Here is a 19,326-nt window from a genome sequence, read left to right on the forward strand (position 1 = left end):
TCCTGTCCCCGCAACCAAAATGGTCCCGTGGTGTAGCGGTTAACATGCCTGCCTGTCACGCAGGAGATCGCCGGTTCGATCCCGGTCGGGACCGCCATACATACGATTCTTAAAACGAAACAAAAAATTGTTTCGTTTTTTTTATTATTTTTGAAATGAGTAAAATTTAAATAGATCTTATTTGTAAGAGTATTACTTTTAATCATTATAACTGTATAAAACAGAAGCCGACAGAAGCAAAGACTGTTCAACTCAACCTTAATTAGGAAACATGGGATGGTAGAAATCACAAGGAGCCTATGCGACTAGAAGGCACTGGTTATGACATGCGATAAGCGAGAGACATAACAAAATAAACGAATACAACCTAAATATAAATTTCAATAAATTATCTAAACTATTCAAAAGAATATTACTGTTTGACATCCGCTTAATGTTTTGAAATGATATAATATGGCAAAGTTAGAAATAGACGAGTTAGAATTTTGGTGGTGAAGTAATTGGAAATTGTTTTACATACAAATACTGAGGAAGAAACTCAAGAAATTGCATTTTTTCTCGGACAACTAGTGCAACAAAAAGATGTAATCTTATTAGAAGGAGATCTTGGTGCTGGAAAGACCACTTTTACGAAAGGATTTGCTAAAGGTCTTGATGTAAAAAGAACGGTTAATAGCCCAACTTTTAATATTATTAAAGAATATAAAGGTAGAATTCCTCTATATCATATGGATGTTTATCGTTTAGAAGGTAGTAGTGAAGATTTAGGCTTTGATGAGTATTTTATGGGTGAAGGTGTTTGTGTTGTAGAATGGGCTCATTTAATTTCAGATTACTTACCAAATGAATTCTTAAAAATCATAATAACTCATGAAGAAAATGGTAGAATGATTACTTTTATTCCAAGTGGATCTAGGTATGAATTTATTTGTAAGGAGTTAATAAACAATGACCGTTTTAGCAATTGATACATCTACAAATGTTATGGGGATTAGTCTAATAAAAGATCAATCTGTTATTGGAGAAACGATAACATTTATTAATAAAAACCATTCTGTACGACTAATGCCGGCAATTAGTACTTTAATGGAAGAATGCAATATAAAACCAAAGGAACTATCTAAAATACTGGTTGCAAAAGGTCCAGGCTCTTATACAGGTGTACGCATTGGTGTAACTGTGGCTAAATCATTAGCTTTCACTTTAAATATTCCAATTATTGGGGTATCAAGTTTGAAGGTATTGGCTGCTAACGGGCGATATTTTAATGGATTAGTTTGCCCGATATTTGATGCAAGACGCAACTTATTATTTACAGGCCTTTATGATTTTAGAGGTCAGGTTACTAATGAGGTATTAGAAGACTGCAATATTGACCGAAGTATCTGGATTGAAAAGCTTAAATCTTATAATGAACAAATCTTATTTATTGGTAATGATGTATCAATTCATAAAGAATTTATTATTGAGCATTTAAAAGATAAAGCTGTCTTTGCAAAAGAAAGTTTGAATAACCAGAGACCAAGTGAACTGTTTACGTGTAGCTTAGAAGAAAAAGAAGAATCAGTTCATAATTTTGCACCAGAATATTTAAGATTATCAGAAGCAGAAGCTAATTGGCTAGCAAGCCAAGAAAAGTAGGAGGATATTATGATCTCATCGGTTGCTTTTCGTAAAATGAAAGAAGAAGATTTAGATCAAATAGTAGAAATTGAAAAACTATCATTCCCTACACCATGGACATATGATGCTTTTTATAATGAATTATATTCAAATCAATTTGCCAATTATATAGTGGCTGAAGTTGATGAGAAAATAATTGGTTATTGTGGATTATGGGTGGTTATTGATGAGGGACATATTACAAATATAGCTATTTTGCCAGATTATAGAGGAGTAGGTCTTGGCGAAAAGTTACTTCGGGCAGTAATGGAAACTGCTAAAAATCTTGGAGCTGATACATTAACTTTAGAAGTAAGGGTATCAAATCATGTAGCAATGGGACTATATCGAAAGCTGGGATTCCAAGATGGTGGTATTCGAAAAAGCTATTATACGGATAATTTTGAGGATGCATTAGTTATGTGGGTGAATTTGAAATGATAAATGAAAATTGTTTAATTCTTGCTATAGAGACAAGCTGTGATGAAACTTCAGCCGCAGTTGTTAAAAATGGAAATGAAATATTAAGTAATGTAGTAGCTACTCAGATAGATATTCATAAACGTTTTGGTGGAGTAGTACCTGAAGTTGCATCACGATTACATGTTGAGCAAATAACTTTGGTAATCGAAGAAGCCATGAAGCAAGCACAAGTAGAATATGAAGATCTAGCTGCAGTTGCAGTTACAGAAGGTCCAGGACTTGTTGGAGCGTTACTAATTGGGGTAAATGCGGCAAAAGCAATTGCATTTGCACATGGACTACCGCTTATAGGAGTACACCACATTGCGGGTCATATTTATGCTAATCAACTTGTACAGCCCCTGCAATATCCACTATTAGCCTTAGTAGTTTCTGGTGGGCATACAGAGCTTGTCTACATGAAGGAAGATGGCATTTTTGAGGTAATAGGTGAAACAAGGGATGATGCAGCAGGAGAAGCTTATGATAAGGTCGCTAGAACACTTAAATTACCTTATCCAGGTGGTCCTCACATTGATCGTCTAGCACAAGAAGGAAATGCAACTATTCCTTTTCCTAGAGCATGGTTAGAAGAGGGAAGCTATGATTTTAGTTTTAGTGGATTAAAGTCAGCAGTTATTAATTATATGCATAATGCTGAACAAAGAGGCGAGGAAGTATCACCAGCTGATGTCGCAGCAAGCTTCCAAGAGAGTGTAATTGAAGTAATTGTTACAAAAACAATTCAAGCTGCAAAAGAATATAATGTAAAACAAGTTTTATTAGCCGGAGGAGTTGCAGCTAATAAAGGGTTGAGAGCTACATTACAAGAAGAGATGAATGCTTTGAGTAATATAGAATTAGTTATACCACCACTATCACTTTGTACAGATAATGCTGCGATGATTGGTGCTGCTGCATTTATCCGTTTAAAACAAGGGAAACTAGGTAATTTGGCATTAAACGGGAATCCAGGTTTGGATTTAGAGAATATGTAAGAAGTACTTATTCACAATTTTTTTATAAAATGTGGATAAGTACTTTTTATTTGTTAAAAACTTATTAAACTATGTGTACAAAATTGTGTATAACATTACTGTTTTGCTGTGGATAATGTGTATAAACCTGTGTAAAAGCTAAATGATAATTGAATATATGTGGATAAATATGTAGATAAGAAAAAACGGATAGCAAAAAGCTTATCCGTTTAGTCATTACTCTTGTAAGTTCTCCCATTCTTCCATTAGGTCTATTAACTTAGCTTCGATATCATTTTTCTTATTTGTTAATTCTTGTACTAATTGAAAATTACCGTAAACTTCTGGCTTACATAATTCTAGTTCGATCGTCTCTATATCAAGCTCAAATTGCGATATATTACTTTCAATCTCCTCTATACGGCGCTGAGTTTGACGGATTTTTTTCTTCAATTCTTTGTCTTGTTGATAATCAGAAATTGGTTGAGAAGATTGTTTAACTTGTGATAATGTAGCCTCTTTTTCTGCTTGTTCTTTTTCAAATGCTTCGTTTTTCTTAAATTGATAATAGTCATAATCACCCAAATAAATTGATAATCCTGCTTTTGCTAGTTCAAAAGTTTTTGTGGATAATCTGTTCATAAAGTAACGATCATGAGAAACAAATAAAATCGTTCCAGGGTAATCTAATAAAGCATTTTCTAACACTTCTTTACTATCTAAATCTAAATGGTTAGTAGGTTCATCAAGAATTAAGAAATTAGCTTTTTTCATCATAAGCTTAGCTAAAGCTAATCTAGCCTTTTCTCCACCACTTAAAGAGGTAACAATTTTTGTCACATCATCTCCAGAAAATAAAAAGTTCCCTAATATTGTTCGAATTTCTTGTTCGGCCATTAATGGATAATCATCCCAAAGTTCGTCTAATACTCTTTTATTAGAAGTTAGTTTTGCTTGCTCTTGATCATAATAACCAACTGAAACATTTGCACCAAAATCAATCGTTCCTTGTAATTTTTCTAAATCTCCAATAATCGTTTTAAGTAATGTCGATTTACCTACACCATTTGGACCGACTAATGCGACACTATCCCCTCGATTCAGTACGAATCTCATCGTATGATCGATTGTTGGGATACGATCATAGCCAATAAATAAATCTTGTACAGACAACACATCATTACCGCTTTGTTTTTCAATTGTAAATGAAAAATTAGCCGAAGACTCGTCACCAAGTGGCCTGTCTAATCGAACCATTCGATCTAATTGTTTCCTACGACTTTGAGCTCTTTTAGTAGTTGAAGCACGCGCAATATTACGCTGCACAAAATCTTCAAGTTTAGAGATTTCCTCTTGTTGCTTTTCGAACTGTTTTAACTCTTGTTCATATTGAGCTGCCTTTAGTTCAAGGTACTTACTATAATTCCCAACAAATCGTTGATGCTTATGGTTAGATATTTCATAAACAATATTAACAACTTGATCAAGAAAATATCGATCGTGGGAAACGATTAATACTGCACCAGGGTATGACTGTAAGTAGCGCTCTAACCAACTAAGAGTGTCAATATCTAAATGGTTCGTAGGCTCATCCAAGATTAACAAATCAGGCTTCGTTAATAATAGCTTACCTAATGCCAGTCTTGTCTTTTGTCCACCGCTTAACGAAGAAATTTTTGTTTCGTAATCTTCATTACTAAAACCTAAACCACTAATTATTGAACGAATATCTGCTTCAAACTGGTAACCACCGTTTTCTTTGAATGTATATTGAAGATGATCATATTCATTCATAACCTTGTCATAAACGGCTTGATTAGAATAGACATCCTCCCTAGTCATTTTAACTTCTAATTTTCTCATATTATCCTGCATCTCTACTAAATGATTAAATACAGAATAATATTCTTCCCAAATCGTTTTATCGCTTTGTAAACCAGAGTTTTGGGCTAGGTAGCCTACAGTAACGTCTTTAGGTTTATTTATTTCACCGCCATCATAGGATATTTCACCTGCTATGATTTTCAATAATGTAGATTTTCCTGCACCATTACGTCCAACAATGGCAACTCGATCACTCGTTTGAACTTCTAATTTTATATTTGAAAGTATAATGTCACTACCAAAATACTTTGAGACATTATTTACTTGTAAAAGAATCATGGATAACACCTCATTGCAAAATTTTTTATCTATGTAACTGTAGACTGTCAAAATTCTTAAATATAGTGTATATTTTACATTAGAACAAGTACTTTATTACTAAAATAAAGTCAAATTACACACCATAGTAAAAAGAATTACAGTAAGTGGGGGATTAAAAAATGGATTCGGAACAAATTAAAATTCCACAAGCTACTGCTAAACGTCTACCTTTATATTACCGTTTTATAAAGAATTTGTCTTTATCAGGTAAACAAAGAGTTTCTTCAGCAGAGTTAAGTGAAGCAGTAAAGGTAGATTCCGCTACAATCAGAAGAGATTTTTCATATTTTGGAGCACTTGGTAAAAAAGGTTATGGCTATAACGTAAATTATTTATTAACTTTTTTCTCGAAAGCGCTTAACCAGCATGAAGTTATGAAAGTTGCATTAATTGGTGTTGGTAATTTAGGAACTGCATTCTTACATTATAATTTTATAAAAAATAATAATACAAAAATTGAGATGGCATTTGATATTGATCCAAATAAAATAGGTACTGAAATAGGTGGAGTACCCGTTTATAATCTAGATCATCTAGAGGAAGTTATGAATGAAGATATTCAAATCGTTATTTTAACTGTTCCTGCACCTGTAGCACAATCAATAGCTGATCGATTAAAAGGAAAAAATATTAGAGGAATTTTAAATTTCACACCTGCACGAATTAGTGTACCAGAACATATTCGCATTCATCATATAGACTTAGCAGTTGAACTTCAAACATTGGCATATTTTTTACAACAATAAATTCATATTAAAATAAAAACCCCCAAAAACTTGGGGGTTTTTAATGTAAATTGATCTGCTGAAAAACGACAAAAGAGTTCATTAACATATGGGTTAAGATTGGTACCATAATTGAGTTTGTTCGTTTATACAGATAACAAAATACAAAACCGATTAGAAAGTAAGATAAAAAGAAGGGCAAGTCTCCATGCATAAGCGAAAAGATCGCTGAACTAATCCCAGCAGAAATAATAAATGGTAATCGATTATAAAGCCTTCTAAAAATGATTCGTCGAAAAATAATCTCTTCTAAAATTGGTGCAACCAGACTTGGGATGATAATAAAAGCCGGGTTAAGCTTAGCGATGTTTATGATATTTTGAGTATTTTCTGAGCCCTTATTTAAATCAAATACATAAATTAAAATTAAATTACAAACAATTTGAGTTAGCATTGTTATGAAGTAACCTAAAATAACCCAATTTATTATTGTACGATAATTAGTTTTTAGATTCTTTATTCCTTCATAAATGGGCTTATGTAATAAGATAAGAATAATAATTAATCCACTTACGAAACTAATACAACCCCATAATGCCACCGCTTCAAGAGAAGCTGTTTTCTGATCTACTCCAACGTATAAGTTACTATTTAATAAATAGGGCACCCCAAATACCGCTGAATATTGAAGAACGACATACGTTAATAAAATCCATAAATCTCTAGTTTTCAATACGTTAGCTCCTTTGTGTTGATATTTTTCATAACCCAAAGGTTTATAACAACACGTACATTATTTTACTCGTTTCTTTTGTTTCTTAAAAGAAATTTTCACTTTTTATTTTACTTTTGATTGTAAAGAAAAAAACTTATTAAATTTCGACAAGAAAAGTGCCTGCTTCGGGCTTGCAAAATTTTTTGATATTATTTAAACTAATAATTGTGTTAGCACTCAATATACATGAGTGCTAAAAAATAATGATTTGATTATTGAGGAGGTATTACACATGTTAAAGCCATTAGGTGATCGTGTTGTAATTGAGCTTGTTGAGTCTGAAGAAAAAACTGCTAGTGGTATCGTGTTACCAGGTAGTGCACAAGAAAAGCCACAAGAAGGCAAAGTTGTTGCAGTAGGTACTGGCCGAGTACTTGAAAATGGTGAGCGCGTAGCTTTAGAAGTATCTGTAGGTGACCGCATTATCTTCTCTAAATATTCAGGAACAGAAGTTAAGTACGGTGGTACTGAATACTTAGTACTTCGCGAAAACGATATACTTGCAATCATAGGTTAATAAAATAAAAATACTTAAATTAAAAAATATATTTTTTATATTATAAGGAGGTCATTTTCATGGCAAAGGACATTAGATTTGGTGAAGAAGCACGTCGCGCAATGTTACGTGGTGTAGACGCTTTAGCTGATGCTGTAAAAGTAACTTTAGGACCAAAAGGACGTAACGTAGTTCTTGAGAAAAAATTCGGGTCTCCATTAATTACAAATGATGGTGTTACAATCGCAAAAGAAATCGAATTAGAAGATGCATTTGAAAATATGGGTGCAAAATTAGTTGCTGAAGTTGCTAGCAAAACAAATGACGTTGCTGGGGACGGTACAACAACTGCGACAGTTTTAGCTCAAGCTATGATTCGTGAGGGTCTTAAAAACGTAACTGCTGGTGCAAATCCAATGGGTATCCGTAAAGGTATCGAAAAAGCAGTTGCTGTAGCAATCGAAGAATTAAAAACAATCTCAAAACCAATTGAAGGTAAAGAGTCAATCGCACAAGTTGCTGCAATTTCTTCAGCGGATCCAGAAGTTGGACAATTAATTGCTGAAGCAATGGAGCGTGTTGGTAATGATGGAGTTATTACTCTTGAAGAATCAAAAGGTTTCACAACTGAGTTAGAAGTAGTAGAAGGTATGCAATTTGACCGTGGATACTCTTCTCCTTACATGGTTACAAATTCAGAGAAAATGGTTGCTGAATTAGAAAATCCATATATTTTAATCACAGATAAAAAAGTAACAAACATTCAAGAAATCTTACCAGTACTTGAGCAAGTTGTTCAACAAGGTAAGCCACTATTAATCATTGCTGAGGATGTTGAAGGTGAAGCACAAGCAACGATCATCGTAAATAAATTACGTGGTACGTTCAATGCAGTTACTGTTAAAGCTCCTGGCTTCGGTGACCGTCGTAAAGCAATGTTAGAAGATATCGCGATCTTAACTGGCGGTGAAGTGATTACAGAAGAATTAGGATTAGATCTTAAAACAACTAACATCACTCAATTAGGTCGTGCTTCAAAAGTTGTAGTAACAAAAGAAAACACTACAATCGTTGAAGGTGCTGGTGAAACTGAAGCTATCCAAAGACGTATCGGCGTAATCCGTGCTCAATTAGAAGAAACTACTTCTGAATTTGATCGCGAAAAATTACAAGAGCGTTTAGCTAAATTAGCTGGTGGTGTAGCAGTAATCAAAGTTGGTGCTGCAACTGAAACTGAATTAAAAGAACGTAAATTACGTATTGAAGATGCGTTAAACTCAACACGTGCTGCAGTTGAAGAAGGTATTGTAGCAGGTGGTGGTACTGCATTAATGAGCGTATACAATAAAGTAGCTGCAATCGAAGCAGAAGGTGACGTAGCAACAGGTATCAACATCGTATTACGTGCACTTGAATCTCCGGTGCGTCAAATCGCTACAAATGCAGGTCTAGAAGGATCAGTAATTATTGAAAAATTAAAAGTTGCGGAAGTTGGCGTTGGTTTCAATGCTGCTAACGGACAATGGGTAAACATGATCGAAGAAGGGATCGTTGACCCAACTAAAGTTACACGTTCTGCACTTCAAAACGCAGCATCTGTTTCAGCTATGTTCTTAACAACTGAAGCAGTAGTAGCTGATATCCCTGAGAAAAATGCTCCAGCTATGCCTGACATGGGCATGGGCGGCATGGGCGGCATGATGTAATAAAGAAAAAACCCTTGAGCAATCAAGGGTTTTTTTTATGTTTATAAATAATAGTAATTGATATAATCCCCTATAGGTAGACAGGAAAAAAAGAGAACATGCTATGATGATCTTAACTGTTTATCTGTAAGGGGATTTTTTGTGGCAAAGAAAGTACAAAATTTATTTCCTTTAAAAACAAAAATATCAAATTCAAATCTTTTAAATCAAACCGTTTTCCATTATTGTTCGTTACTTATTAAAAGGAATCATGTAAATAATGAGGAGGCTTGCTTTTTTTATGCAAAAAATGAGTGACGCAGAGTTGATGCATCTAATAAAAGAAAAACATCGGCCTGCATTAGAAGAATTATATGATCGTTATATTAAAGTTGTATACTCGTTTAGTTTAAAATCAACGAAGGATCCAGAGAAATCAAAGGGAATCGTCCAGGCTGTATTTATGAGAATTTGGACCACGAAGAATGCTTATGATCCGGAAAAAGGTCAATTTATAAATTGGCTACTTACAATTACTAGAAATATCACTATCGATCATCATCGTAAGGAGAAAAAGGAACAATCTTTAATTGCAATTGGACAGGAACAATTGGAGCAAATACCGGAATACCCTTCCAATAATCCCGCCGAAATAGTGTCTAAGAAGTTGCTAAGAGAACAAATACAGCATGCTTATCAATACCTTTCAAACAGCCAAATCGAGCTAATTCAGTGGTTATATTGGGAAGGATATACACTTCGTGAAATAGCTGAGATGAAGCAAGAACCTATTGGAACGATTAAAAGTCGATTACATCAAACCTTAAAAATTTTAAGAAATAGGATGGAACCGGAGTTAGGGGGAATGAAAAATTGACTAATAATAAAGGTTGTTCATTTTCCAATGATTTAGTCTCATATATGCTCGGAGAAGTTACAGAAGAAGAAAAGATTTTATTTGAAGAACATATTTTAAATTGTGTATTTTGTCGTTTGGAAGTCCAAGAGATGGAGGAGGCATGGAATGTGATTCCGTTAAGTTTGGATGATGTAGAAGTTCCCACAGATTTAAAGGAAGATGTAATGAATTATATTTTTCAATCTGATAAATCTACTGTTAAAAATCCAATAGTTCGCTTTCGCAAATTCCTATACGTTTTGGCAGCTGCTATAATACTAGTTTCCTTTGTTGGCCTACTATGGAATAATCTTTACCTTAAACAAGAGTTAGCCCAGGTAAGTAAAAAGACAATCTCACCAACAGACGTTGTTCAAGTATATTCATTAAAATCTACCAATCCCGAAGTAAATTTAGCAAATGGAAATGCGTGGGTTTACAAGCAAGGTGCTCGAAAACAGATTGTTTTTAAACTACGAGGGCTTGCGACTACAAAAGGTACTGAGGCTTATCAAGCGTGGTTAATCCATGATGGAAAGCGAAGAAGTGCGGGAACTTTTCATGTTGATAAAAATGGTAATGGTTTTCTTACTTACGTTTTAAATGAAAAAGAGCAGTCTTTTGAAGCAATCGGTATTTCGCTTGAACCAGATGCAAATGGTATCCAGCCACGTGGAAAAAAAGTTTTAGGAACATAAAGTAAATTGCCCATGATTCAGTTAAAAGAATCATGGGCTAAAAGCTTCACTATTTTTTAATACTATTTGTTGGTGAAGTTATTAACCATCCAACAGGAGCTCCTCCAATTGCGTGAGTTAAAGTTCGATCTTCGATTACAGCTGGTTCAGAATTCCTCGCAATACTCCCGTCTTGTTTTACATTATAATATATGCTTCCATCATTAACGTTCTTATCTTTAAAGCTAAACATAACTGGATTATTAAACTTGGAAATTATTTCATTAGTCTTTGAATCCACCACTCTAAACGCAAAATTCATAATCACTTTTTCACCTTCTGGGGCATTTGTTTGGAAGGTACTATTATTCCCTTCTAGTACTTGAAAAACAACGTCACTACTAAACGTGCCCTTAGGAATATCAATTTTTATTCCACTATGACTAATTTTTGCAGCTCCACCTGCTTCAATTTTCTTTTCTGCAATTACTTTCGGAAATCCAAATTGGGTAAAATCAGTCGCAGCGAATGCCACTGCACTAAATAAAAGTATTGAAAATATCGACATAGCTGCTACAAAGGAAAAACGAATTTTTTTCATTAACATACATCTCCTTTTAATTTTTAAGTTTCATTAAAGGTAACGGATTAAATACTAGTACGGTTTGAAGGGAAATGTAATTTTTTAAAATTTTTATAAAGGTAAGGGGTGTATAAATTAACTGATAAAAAAACGGGGACTTTTATAGGTTTTTTATTTTTATGTTTCGATTATTTACTATTGGAGTAGTAGATAATGAGAATAACTAACTGGTATTAGATTGGAGAAATTGAATTAAATAAGACTTAGGCTTTATTGACTATATATAGTTTAACTATGTATAGTAAATTTGATAAAAGCAGAAAACCTTTGATGCGATATTGTAATTAAATTAAATAACTTTTTAAGGATGATTTAGATGAATTTTGGTTTATATAGAGGATGCCTTTTTGGTCTTTTATTTTCTATACCATTTTGGTTGATCATATTATGGCTTATATTTAAATAGAAAATAAAAAACCCCTTCGTGTAAGTAAAAAGCTACAAATACTTTCTACATTAAAGGGGGCTAGATCATTACTCTGAAAAAGTTATTTTTTAAACGATAAAGTCATGGAATATAGGTTCAATTAATTCTCCGCTATTTAATTGACCTCTACTTTTTATCACACATCGAACTAATGGTTCTACAAAAATATAATTTTTGTCTTCTCCAGTTTTTATATGCTTAGTTAGACTAAAGAAAGCTGTTTTTTGGCCAGTATTCATCCCGAACTCTACTATCCCTACATTTACATACTCATCATTTTTTAATTCCGAGATTAATAATCCCATTCCTTGTTTTTTATAGCCTGTTATATAGTAATTACTATATCTCCAGTTAATAATTTTTAACCAATTTAATGATCGATGTGCTGGTATATAAGTAGAATCTTTTGATTTAGCTACTATACCTTCAAGTCCAAGAGTTTTAATTTGCTCAAAAAACATCTCACCTTCCGACTCGATATAAAAACTTTTTTTAATTGATTCTTGATCAACTATAGTTTCTGAAAGGATTTTTTTTCGATAAGATAAAGGTTCTTTCATTAAGTTTTTATTTTTAAAACGTAAAATATCAAAAACGATATATGTTAATGGAAATTGTTTGCTTCCTTGTATTATTTTATATTCTTGAATAAAACTTACTCGATTGGTTGCAGCTTCCAAATCCTCTCTGCCGTCAGTATAACAAACTAAAACACCGTCTAAGTAACAATCATCTAAGTCGATATTTTCGAGTTCAGGGATTCTCTCCGTAATCTCGGTACCATTTCGATTAAAAAGTTTATTCTTTCCATTTTGCCTTTCAAGCATCATTCGAATACCATTTGATTTCAATTCAAAATAATGTTGATCAGAGTCAAATGGTTTATCAGCATTTTGTAATAACATTGGCTCAATAAACATTTTTCATTTCGCTATCATGATTGTTGCTTTTCAACATAATCAAGATTCCTTTCTTTTTCATTTGATATATATAAATAACATAAATATTTTTGTTTTCTTATATAGCAATAATTCACTCTATTTTTAGTCTTCCACTAGTTAATGTACTTTTAATTCAAATGTATTTCAAGTCATAACTCGTCTAATTTCACAATAAGATTAATTATCTTCTTATGAAAAGTGGTGTTATGAAATGGGGAGGAAAAATAATTTCAAAATTACAGAACCGATGTTGAACGAGTACTATGATTTGAGTCAAAAAAAGAAGGATATTGAAAATCAGTTAGAAGAATTACAAAAGATTTTTCATGGATACTTTGATCTTCAAGTTGGAATGAATGAAAAAGGTGAGCTAATTATTAATAATTTAAAACTTGAACGAATCATAAGAAAAAAAGAGAAATTTAATGAGGAGAAGACAATTAATAAATTAGAAGAACTAAACCTGGCTGATTTAATACAAATTGTTAGAAAACCAGATGGAGATAAAATCAAGTCTGCTATTAATTTGGGGTTGTTAAAAGAGAAAGATTTGGATGGTTGTATATCTGTTAATTCATCACAAGCAATTTATGTTAAACCACTAAAAAATAAGTAGTTTAGTTAAACATTTTGGGGAGTATCTAATACTCTCTTTTTTTGTATGTAACGATTTTTATCTTTCAGAATACTGTATTAATATACATGTCCAAGTATTCGAAAGATGATTGTTTGGACATGCCAATATTGAAAAGGAGTGCTAATTTTGGCAACTTGGAGAAATGATTTTATTTCGATGAACAAGTATACGAGGCCGTCAATAAAATTGAAAGAAGTTAGAAAAATTGTGCTTCATTGGACAGCCAATCCGGGGGCAAGTGCACAAAGTCACAAAAGGTATTTTAACGGTATAGCGATAAAAAATAAAACATATGCATCTGCTCATATTTTTGTTGATTCGAAAGAGGCAATCTGTATTATTCCGCTTGATGAAGTAGCTTATCATGCAAATGATCATTATGAAAGAAATAGTAATGGTGGTGTTTATAGAGGGGTGGATGAACTGGCTCCGAATGCAAATAAGCTTTCAATCGGTGTTGAAATGTGTGTCGAAAAGGATGGTACTATTTCACAATATACATTAACACGAACGATCAGAGTAATTGCTGAATTGTGTAAGATGTTTAAATTAAATGAAAATGACATTGTAAGACATTATGATATAACACATAAGCCATGTCCAAAAACCTTCATAGACAAACCCGATCGATTTAACGAGTTTAAAGCAAAAGTGAATGCCATCTTAAATCCCCCGATAACCCAAACAGATTCAGTTCCTTACCCTGGTATTTTAAAAGAAGGATCAAGAGGTGAATCTGTAAAAAAGGTTCAACAAAAACTTAAAATAACTGCAGATGGAATTTTTGGACCAGTTACTGAAAATGCAGTTAAAAAATTTCAAGCAAGTAATGGACTAGTTGTCGATGGAATTGTTGGAAAAAACACTTGGGGCAAGCTGTTTTAAAAGACGAGATCACATAATTCCTAAAGAAAAATCCCAATTTCTTTTTCGAATAGGGATTTTTTTAATGAGGTGAGATGATTTTTAAACCAATAACAGATCCAATTACTAACGTGATAAATAATAGTCTCTTCCATTCGCGTGATTCATTAAAGAACAACATGCCAATTAAAACAGAACCAGCCGCACCTATACCAGTCCAGATTGTATAACCTGTTCCGACGGGTATTACCTTTAAGGCCTTTGATAATAAGTAAAAACTAGTCCATCCAGATAAAATACACAAAATGGAGTAGTTAAGTTTTTTAAAATTATTAGATAGCTTCATAAAAATGACAAAGCCAACTTCACCCAAACCTGCAATAAATAAAAATAACCAAGCCATTTTATGCTGCATCTCCTTTCTTTGCTTTTTTATCACCTGAAGTTAATTTTAAGCCAATAATTCCAGATAATAATGTAATTACGAGAATAACTTTTAATATAGAGGCTGATTCATTTAAAAATAACATTCCTATAATAACTGTCCCAGCGGCACCGATTCCTGTAAAAACTGCATAGGCAGTACCTATTGGAATATCTCTTATTGCTTTTGAAAATAAATAAAAGCTGAACAAGATCCCAGCTATCGTTAAAATTGTTGGCAACAAGTTTGTAAATCCTTCTGAGTATTTTAGTCCAAATGCCCAAGCAATTTCGGAAACTCCCGCTATAACTAAGTAAATCCAACTCATAAAAAATCTCTCCCTTATAGCAGACTAAATAATGATTTTGTCTTGGTAAACTACCTACCGTTCGTTAGTTAAAAGATACACTATAATCTTATTCATGACAAGTTGTAACGTTTACACAAAAATTTATTTTTTTTATGCAATGAAATACCTTGACCGAAAAATTATACATTGTTAGAATGAGACAATAATACAATATTCGTCATTATTCTTCATATATCCTCGACAATATGGGTCGAGAGTCTCTACCGGGGCGCCGTAACATGCCCTGACTATGAAGGCAGTCTGACTTTGTTAAACTTAAGTCTGATTTTCTGCCTTCTTATGCGTATTTTTCGTATGTAAAAAGAGTAGAAAATCGGCTTTTTTTATTTTTTTTGGGAAAAATAGTATCAGTTTAACTGATACGTTAATTCAATATATATAGATGGGGTGACCGTTTTGCAACAACATGACACAATTGTAGTACTAGATTTTGGAAGTCAATATAACCAACTTATAGCACGACGTATCCGTGAGTTTGGCGTTTATAGTGAATTACGTCCTCATACAATAACTGCAGAAGAAATTAAGCAAATGGGCGCTAAAGGGATTGTTTTCTCTGGCGGACCAAATAGCGTATATGGTGAAAATGCTTTTTTCTGTGATGAAGCAATTTTTGATTTAGAAATTCCAATCTTAGGTATTTGTTACGGAATGCAGTTAATGACGCAACATTTTGGTGGAACGGTAGCTAGAGCTGACCAACGTGAATACGGTAAAGCTGAATTAAATATTCAGAATCCGTCTGCTTTATTAAAAGACCTACCTTCAGACCACGTAGTTTGGATGAGCCATGGTGATAAAGTAACTCAACAACCAGAAGGATTCGTAGTAGATGCAACTAGTGCTTCTTGCCCAATCGCAGCAATGAGTAACGAAGCTAAAAAAATGTATGGTGTACAATTCCATCCAGAAGTTCGCCACTCTGAATACGGAAATGATCTATTAAAGAATTTCGTATTCAATATTTGCGAATGTGAATCAAACTGGTCAATGAAAAACTACATTGAAGTTCAACTTGAAACTATTCGTAATACTGTTGGCGACAAAAAAGTACTTTGTGCACTTAGTGGTGGTGTTGATTCTTCAGTAGTTGCAGTATTAATTCATAAAGCAATTGGTGATCAATTAACATGTATCTTCGTTGACCATGGTTTATTACGTAAAGATGAAGCTGAAGGCGTTATGAAGACGTTTAGCGAAGGCTTCCACATGAACGTAATTAAAGTAGATGCTAGAGAGCGCTTCTTAAGTAAACTTGCTGGCGTTTCTGATCCAGAAGAAAAACGCAAAATTATCGGTAATGAATTTATCTATGTGTTTGATGATGAAGCAGCTAAATTAGAAGGTATGGATTTCTTAGCTCAAGGAACTCTTTATACAGATATTATCGAGAGCGGTACGGCTACAGCTCAAACAATTAAATCACATCATAATGTAGGTGGATTACCTGAAGACATGCAATTCACGTTAATCGAGCCTTTAAATACATTATTTAAAGACGAAGTACGTGCAGTTGGAACTGAACTAGGAATTCCAAATGCAATCGTTTGGAGACAACCATTCCCAGGACCAGGTCTAGGAATTCGTGTATTAGGTGAAATTACTGATCAAAAACTTGAAATCGTTCGTGAATCAGATGCAATTTTACGTGAAGAAATTGCTTTAGCTGGTTTAGATAAAGAGATTTGGCAATATTTCACAGTATTACCTGACATCCGTAGTGTTGGTGTAATGGGTGACGAACGTACGTATGATTACACTGTAGGTATTCGTGCAGTTACATCTATCGATGGAATGACTGCTGACTGGGCACGTATTGATTGGGATGTACTACAAAAAATCTCAACTCGTATTGTAAATGAAGTTAAACATGTAAACCGTATAGTTTATGATGTAACTAGTAAGCCACCTGCAACGATTGAGTGGGAATAATAAGAAAAAGCCATAAACCCTTATTGGGTTCATGGCTTTTTTATTTTATCTTGAGATTTGACCCCAGTTTGTAACAATTAGCCGAAACTTGTGATCGTATCCTGTGATAATTTTGGTTTATAATCGGTATTTTTACTTGGCAGGGTCGGAAACTGCAGAAACTTATAGAAATATGGATTCGTATCCCCAGGTCAGTAAAACAAACTTTTTTATCAAGTATTATATTTATTTTTGTAGTTTATTCGGGAGTATTAGGAAGTAAGAGTGTAATTCAATTATTTAATAATTTAAATTTACCAAAGATAATCGTAATAATAATTAGTTTTGTAATTGCATCGTTACTATTTGTATTATTAAACATGGCTAAATATCTTCTTTAGTAAGTGATTATGACTTTTTTTTGTAGAATTTTGTCATTTGTTGACCAGTTTATAGTACAATAGTTATTAGAATTTACTGTTAATTAAGTGTTTTATTTGACTAAGATGTGTATTTCCAAATGATGAAGTTTAATTGAATAACTAAAATATGGTAAAAGCGAACGAAAACGAATATTTTATAAAAAATGTTCGTTTTTTTGTTGACACTAATCGAAACTGATTGTAAGATAAGGATGTAAATTAAATAAATTATTTGTCATAACTTGTCGTATAGGCTAGTAAATATGGACTAGCGTCTCTACCCGCCACCGTAAAATGGCGGACTACGAAGTAATGATTTCTGAAAGTTATTAACCCACTATTTTGCTATTATTCTACTAATCTAGGGTTAATAAACTTCAGAATGAAACTGCTCGTGATAGGCGCTTTTACCATTGTGTAAAAGTGCCTTTTCTATTTTAAACAATAGAGACCGACTTTTAAGACTAAAACTTAGGAGGATCACATGAAAGAACGTATCAGTAATTATTTTGAGTTCAACAAGTTAGGCACATCATATCGTCAAGAAACAATTGCTGGTTTAACTACATTCTTAGCAATGGCTTATATATTATTTGTAAATCCATCAATTTTATCATTATCAGATATAAAGGATTTCCCAGAAGCTTTAAGAATGAATAAAGAGGCAATCTTTGTAGCTACATCTTTAGCTGCAGCATATGGATCGATTTTAATGGGTATTTATGCGAAATATCCAATTGCTTTAGCACCAGGTATGGGATTAAATGCATTCTTTGCTTTTAACGTAGTTCTTGGAATGGGTATTCCATGGCAAACAGCATTAGCTGGCGTATTCGTATCAGGTATCATTTTTATCATTCTTTCATTAACTGGTCTTCGTGAACAAATTATAAATGCAATCCCAATTGAATTAAAATTAGCAATTGGTAGCGGTATTGGATTCTTTATTACATTTGTAGGTTTAAAAAACTCAGGTATTATCGTAAGTAACCCTGCGACATTCGTATCACTTGGTAAATTAAACGAACCTGCTGTTTTATTAACGATTTTCGGTTTAGTTATTACTGTAGTTTTAATGGCTAGAAAAATAAAAGCTGGTGTATTTTTAGGAATGATCATCACTGCAATCGCAGGTATGATTTTTGGAATTATCGACTTACCATCTTCAGTTGTTGGTCCAGTACCAAGTATTGCTCCAACATTCGGTCAAGCAATTAAACATATTCCAGATGTTTTCTCTTCAGGTAAAATGTTTGCTGTAGTATTAACTTTCTTTATTGTAGATTTCTTTGATGCAACTGGAACATTAGTAGCTGTAGCTAACCAAGCTGGATTATTAAAAGAAAACAAACTTGAAAGAGCTGGTAAAGCATTAATGGTTGATGCCACTGCTGTAGTAGTTGGTTCAACTTTAGGTACAAGTACTACTACTTCTTATATTGAGTCAACTGCTGGTGTAGCTGCTGGTGGACGTACTGGATTCTCTGCAGTAGTTACTGGTATCTTATTCTTACTAGCATTATTCTTTGCACCACTATTAGGGGTTGTAACTGCAGCGGTAACTTCACCTGCTTTAATCGTAGTCGGAGTTTTAATGGTTTCATCAATTGGTCAAATTGATTGGAAAAAATTCGAAATTGCTGTTCCAGCATTCTTTACAATTATTGCAATGCCTTTAACTTATAGTATTGCAACTGGTATCGCAGTTGGTTTCATTTTCTATCCGATTTCAATGATTGCAGCTGGAAAAACGAAAAAAATTCATCCTGTAATGTATGTGTTGTGTGTAGTATTCCTATTATTCCTAGCATTTTTTAGAGAATAGGTAAAAATAGAACGTTAAGAACCAGCCTCCAAAATTAGGAGGCTGGCTTTATTTTTATCATAATATATAGAGGTAATGTGGATGGAAACTACTACAACTTAATAATTCTGAATAGTAGTACTTTTATTTTAGTATTGTAATTAACTTAAATAGCTGGTATATTATTCTATGTTGTCCCAAACGAGGGAAAACAAACGAAATAAAAATCAAAAAACATTTAAAAAGTTGTTGACTAAACAAACTTTAAATGATATGATTTATAAGTCGCTTCTGAAGCGGCGAAGTGAACTTTGAAAACTA

19 protein-coding genes, 1 tRNA gene and 2 riboswitches are annotated in these 19,326 nt (G+C 33.1%); of the genes, 14 read left to right on the top strand and 6 right to left on the bottom strand.

Annotation, left to right across the window (positions count from 1 at the left end; translation table 11 throughout):
• Positions 1-21: 21 nt before the first annotated feature.
• The 5 genes from CN946_RS16900 to tsaD all read left to right on the top strand — a co-directional run bounded on the left by CN946_RS16900 (position 22) and on the right by tsaD (position 3,122).
• Positions 22-97: transfer RNA gene (locus CN946_RS16900), tRNA-Asp, on the top strand.
• Between the two features lie 403 nt (positions 98-500).
• Positions 501-968 carry a tRNA (adenosine(37)-N6)-threonylcarbamoyltransferase complex ATPase subunit type 1 TsaE gene (gene tsaE, locus CN946_RS16905; protein WP_056470004.1) on the top strand — a complete coding sequence of 156 codons (468 nt, stop codon included), beginning with the start codon at positions 501-503 and terminating at the stop codon, positions 966-968.
• Positions 949-1,641 carry a tRNA (adenosine(37)-N6)-threonylcarbamoyltransferase complex dimerization subunit type 1 TsaB gene (tsaB, locus tag CN946_RS16910; RefSeq protein WP_098862221.1) on the top strand — a complete coding sequence of 231 codons (693 nt, stop codon included), beginning with the start codon at positions 949-951 and terminating at the stop codon, positions 1,639-1,641. The genes tsaE and tsaB overlap by 20 nt, the downstream gene beginning before the upstream one ends.
• A 9-nt stretch (positions 1,642-1,650) precedes the next feature.
• Entirely contained in the window at positions 1,651-2,103 is a 453-nt protein-coding gene (gene rimI, locus CN946_RS16915) for a ribosomal protein S18-alanine N-acetyltransferase (RefSeq protein WP_069033997.1), read from the top strand.
• Positions 2,100-3,122 (top strand): tRNA (adenosine(37)-N6)-threonylcarbamoyltransferase complex transferase subunit TsaD, encoded by a 1,023-nt coding sequence (tsaD, locus tag CN946_RS16920; protein ID WP_483295402.1) that lies wholly within the window; start codon positions 2,100-2,102, stop codon positions 3,120-3,122. The genes rimI and tsaD overlap by 4 nt, the downstream gene beginning before the upstream one ends.
• 216 nt (positions 3,123-3,338) lie before the next feature.
• Here tsaD and abc-f read toward each other — a convergent pair whose 3' ends face one another.
• A complete protein-coding gene (gene abc-f, locus CN946_RS16925; RefSeq protein ID WP_098862222.1) occupies positions 3,339-5,264 on the bottom strand; it encodes a ribosomal protection-like ABC-F family protein in 1,926 nt (641 codons plus the stop codon).
• Positions 5,265-5,425: 161 nt separating this feature from the next.
• Here abc-f and CN946_RS16930 point away from each other — a divergent pair, with 161 nt between their 5' ends.
• Positions 5,426-6,052: a redox-sensing transcriptional repressor Rex gene (locus tag CN946_RS16930; protein ID WP_098862223.1), complete on the top strand. Its 627-nt coding sequence runs from the start codon at positions 5,426-5,428 to the stop codon at positions 6,050-6,052.
• Positions 6,053-6,092: 40 nt separating this feature from the next.
• Here the strand turns inward: CN946_RS16930 and CN946_RS16935 are convergent, their stop codons facing one another.
• Positions 6,093-6,764 carry a CPBP family intramembrane glutamic endopeptidase gene (locus CN946_RS16935; protein ID WP_098862224.1) on the bottom strand — a complete coding sequence of 224 codons (672 nt, stop codon included), beginning with the start codon at positions 6,762-6,764 and terminating at the stop codon, positions 6,093-6,095.
• Between the two features lie 274 nt (positions 6,765-7,038).
• On the opposite strand from CN946_RS16935, the gene groES reads away from it, so the two are divergent.
• From groES to CN946_RS16955, 4 genes are all read left to right on the top strand, one after another.
• A complete protein-coding gene (groES, locus tag CN946_RS16940; protein ID WP_025672094.1) occupies positions 7,039-7,323 on the top strand; it encodes a co-chaperone GroES in 285 nt (94 codons plus the stop codon).
• Positions 7,324-7,382: 59 nt separating this feature from the next.
• Positions 7,383-9,008, top strand: a complete 1,626-nt coding sequence (groL, locus tag CN946_RS16945; RefSeq protein ID WP_098862225.1) for a chaperonin GroEL — start codon at positions 7,383-7,385, stop codon at positions 9,006-9,008.
• A 280-nt stretch (positions 9,009-9,288) separates the two neighbouring features.
• Positions 9,289-9,864 carry an RNA polymerase sigma factor gene (locus tag CN946_RS16950; RefSeq protein ID WP_098862226.1) on the top strand — a complete coding sequence of 192 codons (576 nt, stop codon included), beginning with the start codon at positions 9,289-9,291 and terminating at the stop codon, positions 9,862-9,864.
• On the top strand, positions 9,861-10,583 hold the full coding sequence (locus tag CN946_RS16955; RefSeq protein WP_098862227.1) for an anti-sigma factor: 723 nt from the start codon (positions 9,861-9,863) through the stop codon (positions 10,581-10,583). Before CN946_RS16950 ends, CN946_RS16955 begins: the two co-directional genes overlap by 4 nt.
• 49 nt (positions 10,584-10,632) lie before the next feature.
• Here the strand turns inward: CN946_RS16955 and CN946_RS16960 are convergent, their stop codons facing one another.
• The gene (locus CN946_RS16960) at positions 10,633-11,163 is read right to left on the bottom strand and encodes a hypothetical protein (RefSeq protein WP_098862228.1); all 531 of its coding nucleotides are present in this window, start codon (positions 11,161-11,163) and stop codon (positions 10,633-10,635) included.
• 537 nt (positions 11,164-11,700) lie between these two features.
• The gene (locus tag CN946_RS16965; protein WP_098862229.1) at positions 11,701-12,552 is read right to left on the bottom strand and encodes an ATP-dependent DNA ligase; all 852 of its coding nucleotides are present in this window, start codon (positions 12,550-12,552) and stop codon (positions 11,701-11,703) included.
• A 232-nt stretch (positions 12,553-12,784) separates the two neighbouring features.
• Here CN946_RS16965 and CN946_RS16970 point away from each other — a divergent pair, with 232 nt between their 5' ends.
• Both CN946_RS16970 and CN946_RS16975 read left to right on the top strand, forming a co-directional pair.
• Complete coding sequence (locus CN946_RS16970) at positions 12,785-13,189, top strand: hypothetical protein (protein ID WP_098862230.1); 405 nt, start codon at positions 12,785-12,787, stop codon at positions 13,187-13,189.
• 147 nt (positions 13,190-13,336) lie between these two features.
• Positions 13,337-14,095 carry a peptidoglycan recognition protein family protein gene (locus CN946_RS16975; RefSeq protein ID WP_098862231.1) on the top strand — a complete coding sequence of 253 codons (759 nt, stop codon included), beginning with the start codon at positions 13,337-13,339 and terminating at the stop codon, positions 14,093-14,095.
• A gap of 61 nt (positions 14,096-14,156) precedes the next feature.
• Here the strand turns inward: CN946_RS16975 and CN946_RS16980 are convergent, their stop codons facing one another.
• Together CN946_RS16980 and CN946_RS16985 are read right to left on the bottom strand one after the other, a co-directional pair.
• The gene (locus CN946_RS16980) at positions 14,157-14,477 is read right to left on the bottom strand and encodes a DMT family transporter (RefSeq protein ID WP_056470039.1); all 321 of its coding nucleotides are present in this window, start codon (positions 14,475-14,477) and stop codon (positions 14,157-14,159) included.
• A 1-nt stretch (position 14,478) separates the two neighbouring features.
• Positions 14,479-14,826: a DMT family transporter gene (locus CN946_RS16985; protein ID WP_098862232.1), complete on the bottom strand. Its 348-nt coding sequence runs from the start codon at positions 14,824-14,826 to the stop codon at positions 14,479-14,481.
• Between the two features lie 189 nt (positions 14,827-15,015).
• Positions 15,016-15,118, top strand: a riboswitch (purine riboswitch).
• Between the two features lie 146 nt (positions 15,119-15,264).
• Between CN946_RS16985 and guaA the strand changes: the two genes are divergently transcribed.
• Both guaA and CN946_RS16995 read left to right on the top strand, forming a co-directional pair.
• Positions 15,265-16,800, top strand: a complete 1,536-nt coding sequence (gene guaA / locus CN946_RS16990) for a glutamine-hydrolyzing GMP synthase (RefSeq protein ID WP_483295403.1) — start codon at positions 15,265-15,267, stop codon at positions 16,798-16,800.
• A 626-nt stretch (positions 16,801-17,426) separates the two neighbouring features.
• Positions 17,427-17,526: riboswitch (purine riboswitch) on the top strand.
• 171 nt (positions 17,527-17,697) lie between these two features.
• Positions 17,698-19,026, top strand: coding sequence for an NCS2 family permease (locus tag CN946_RS16995; RefSeq protein ID WP_098426344.1), 1,329 nt, complete (start codon positions 17,698-17,700; stop codon positions 19,024-19,026).
• Positions 19,027-19,326: the final 300 nt, after the last annotated feature.

The organism is Bacillus sp. AFS053548 (assembly GCF_002575105.1).
In the GTDB taxonomy this organism is placed as follows: Bacteria; Bacillota; Bacilli; order Bacillales; family Bacillaceae_G; genus Gottfriedia.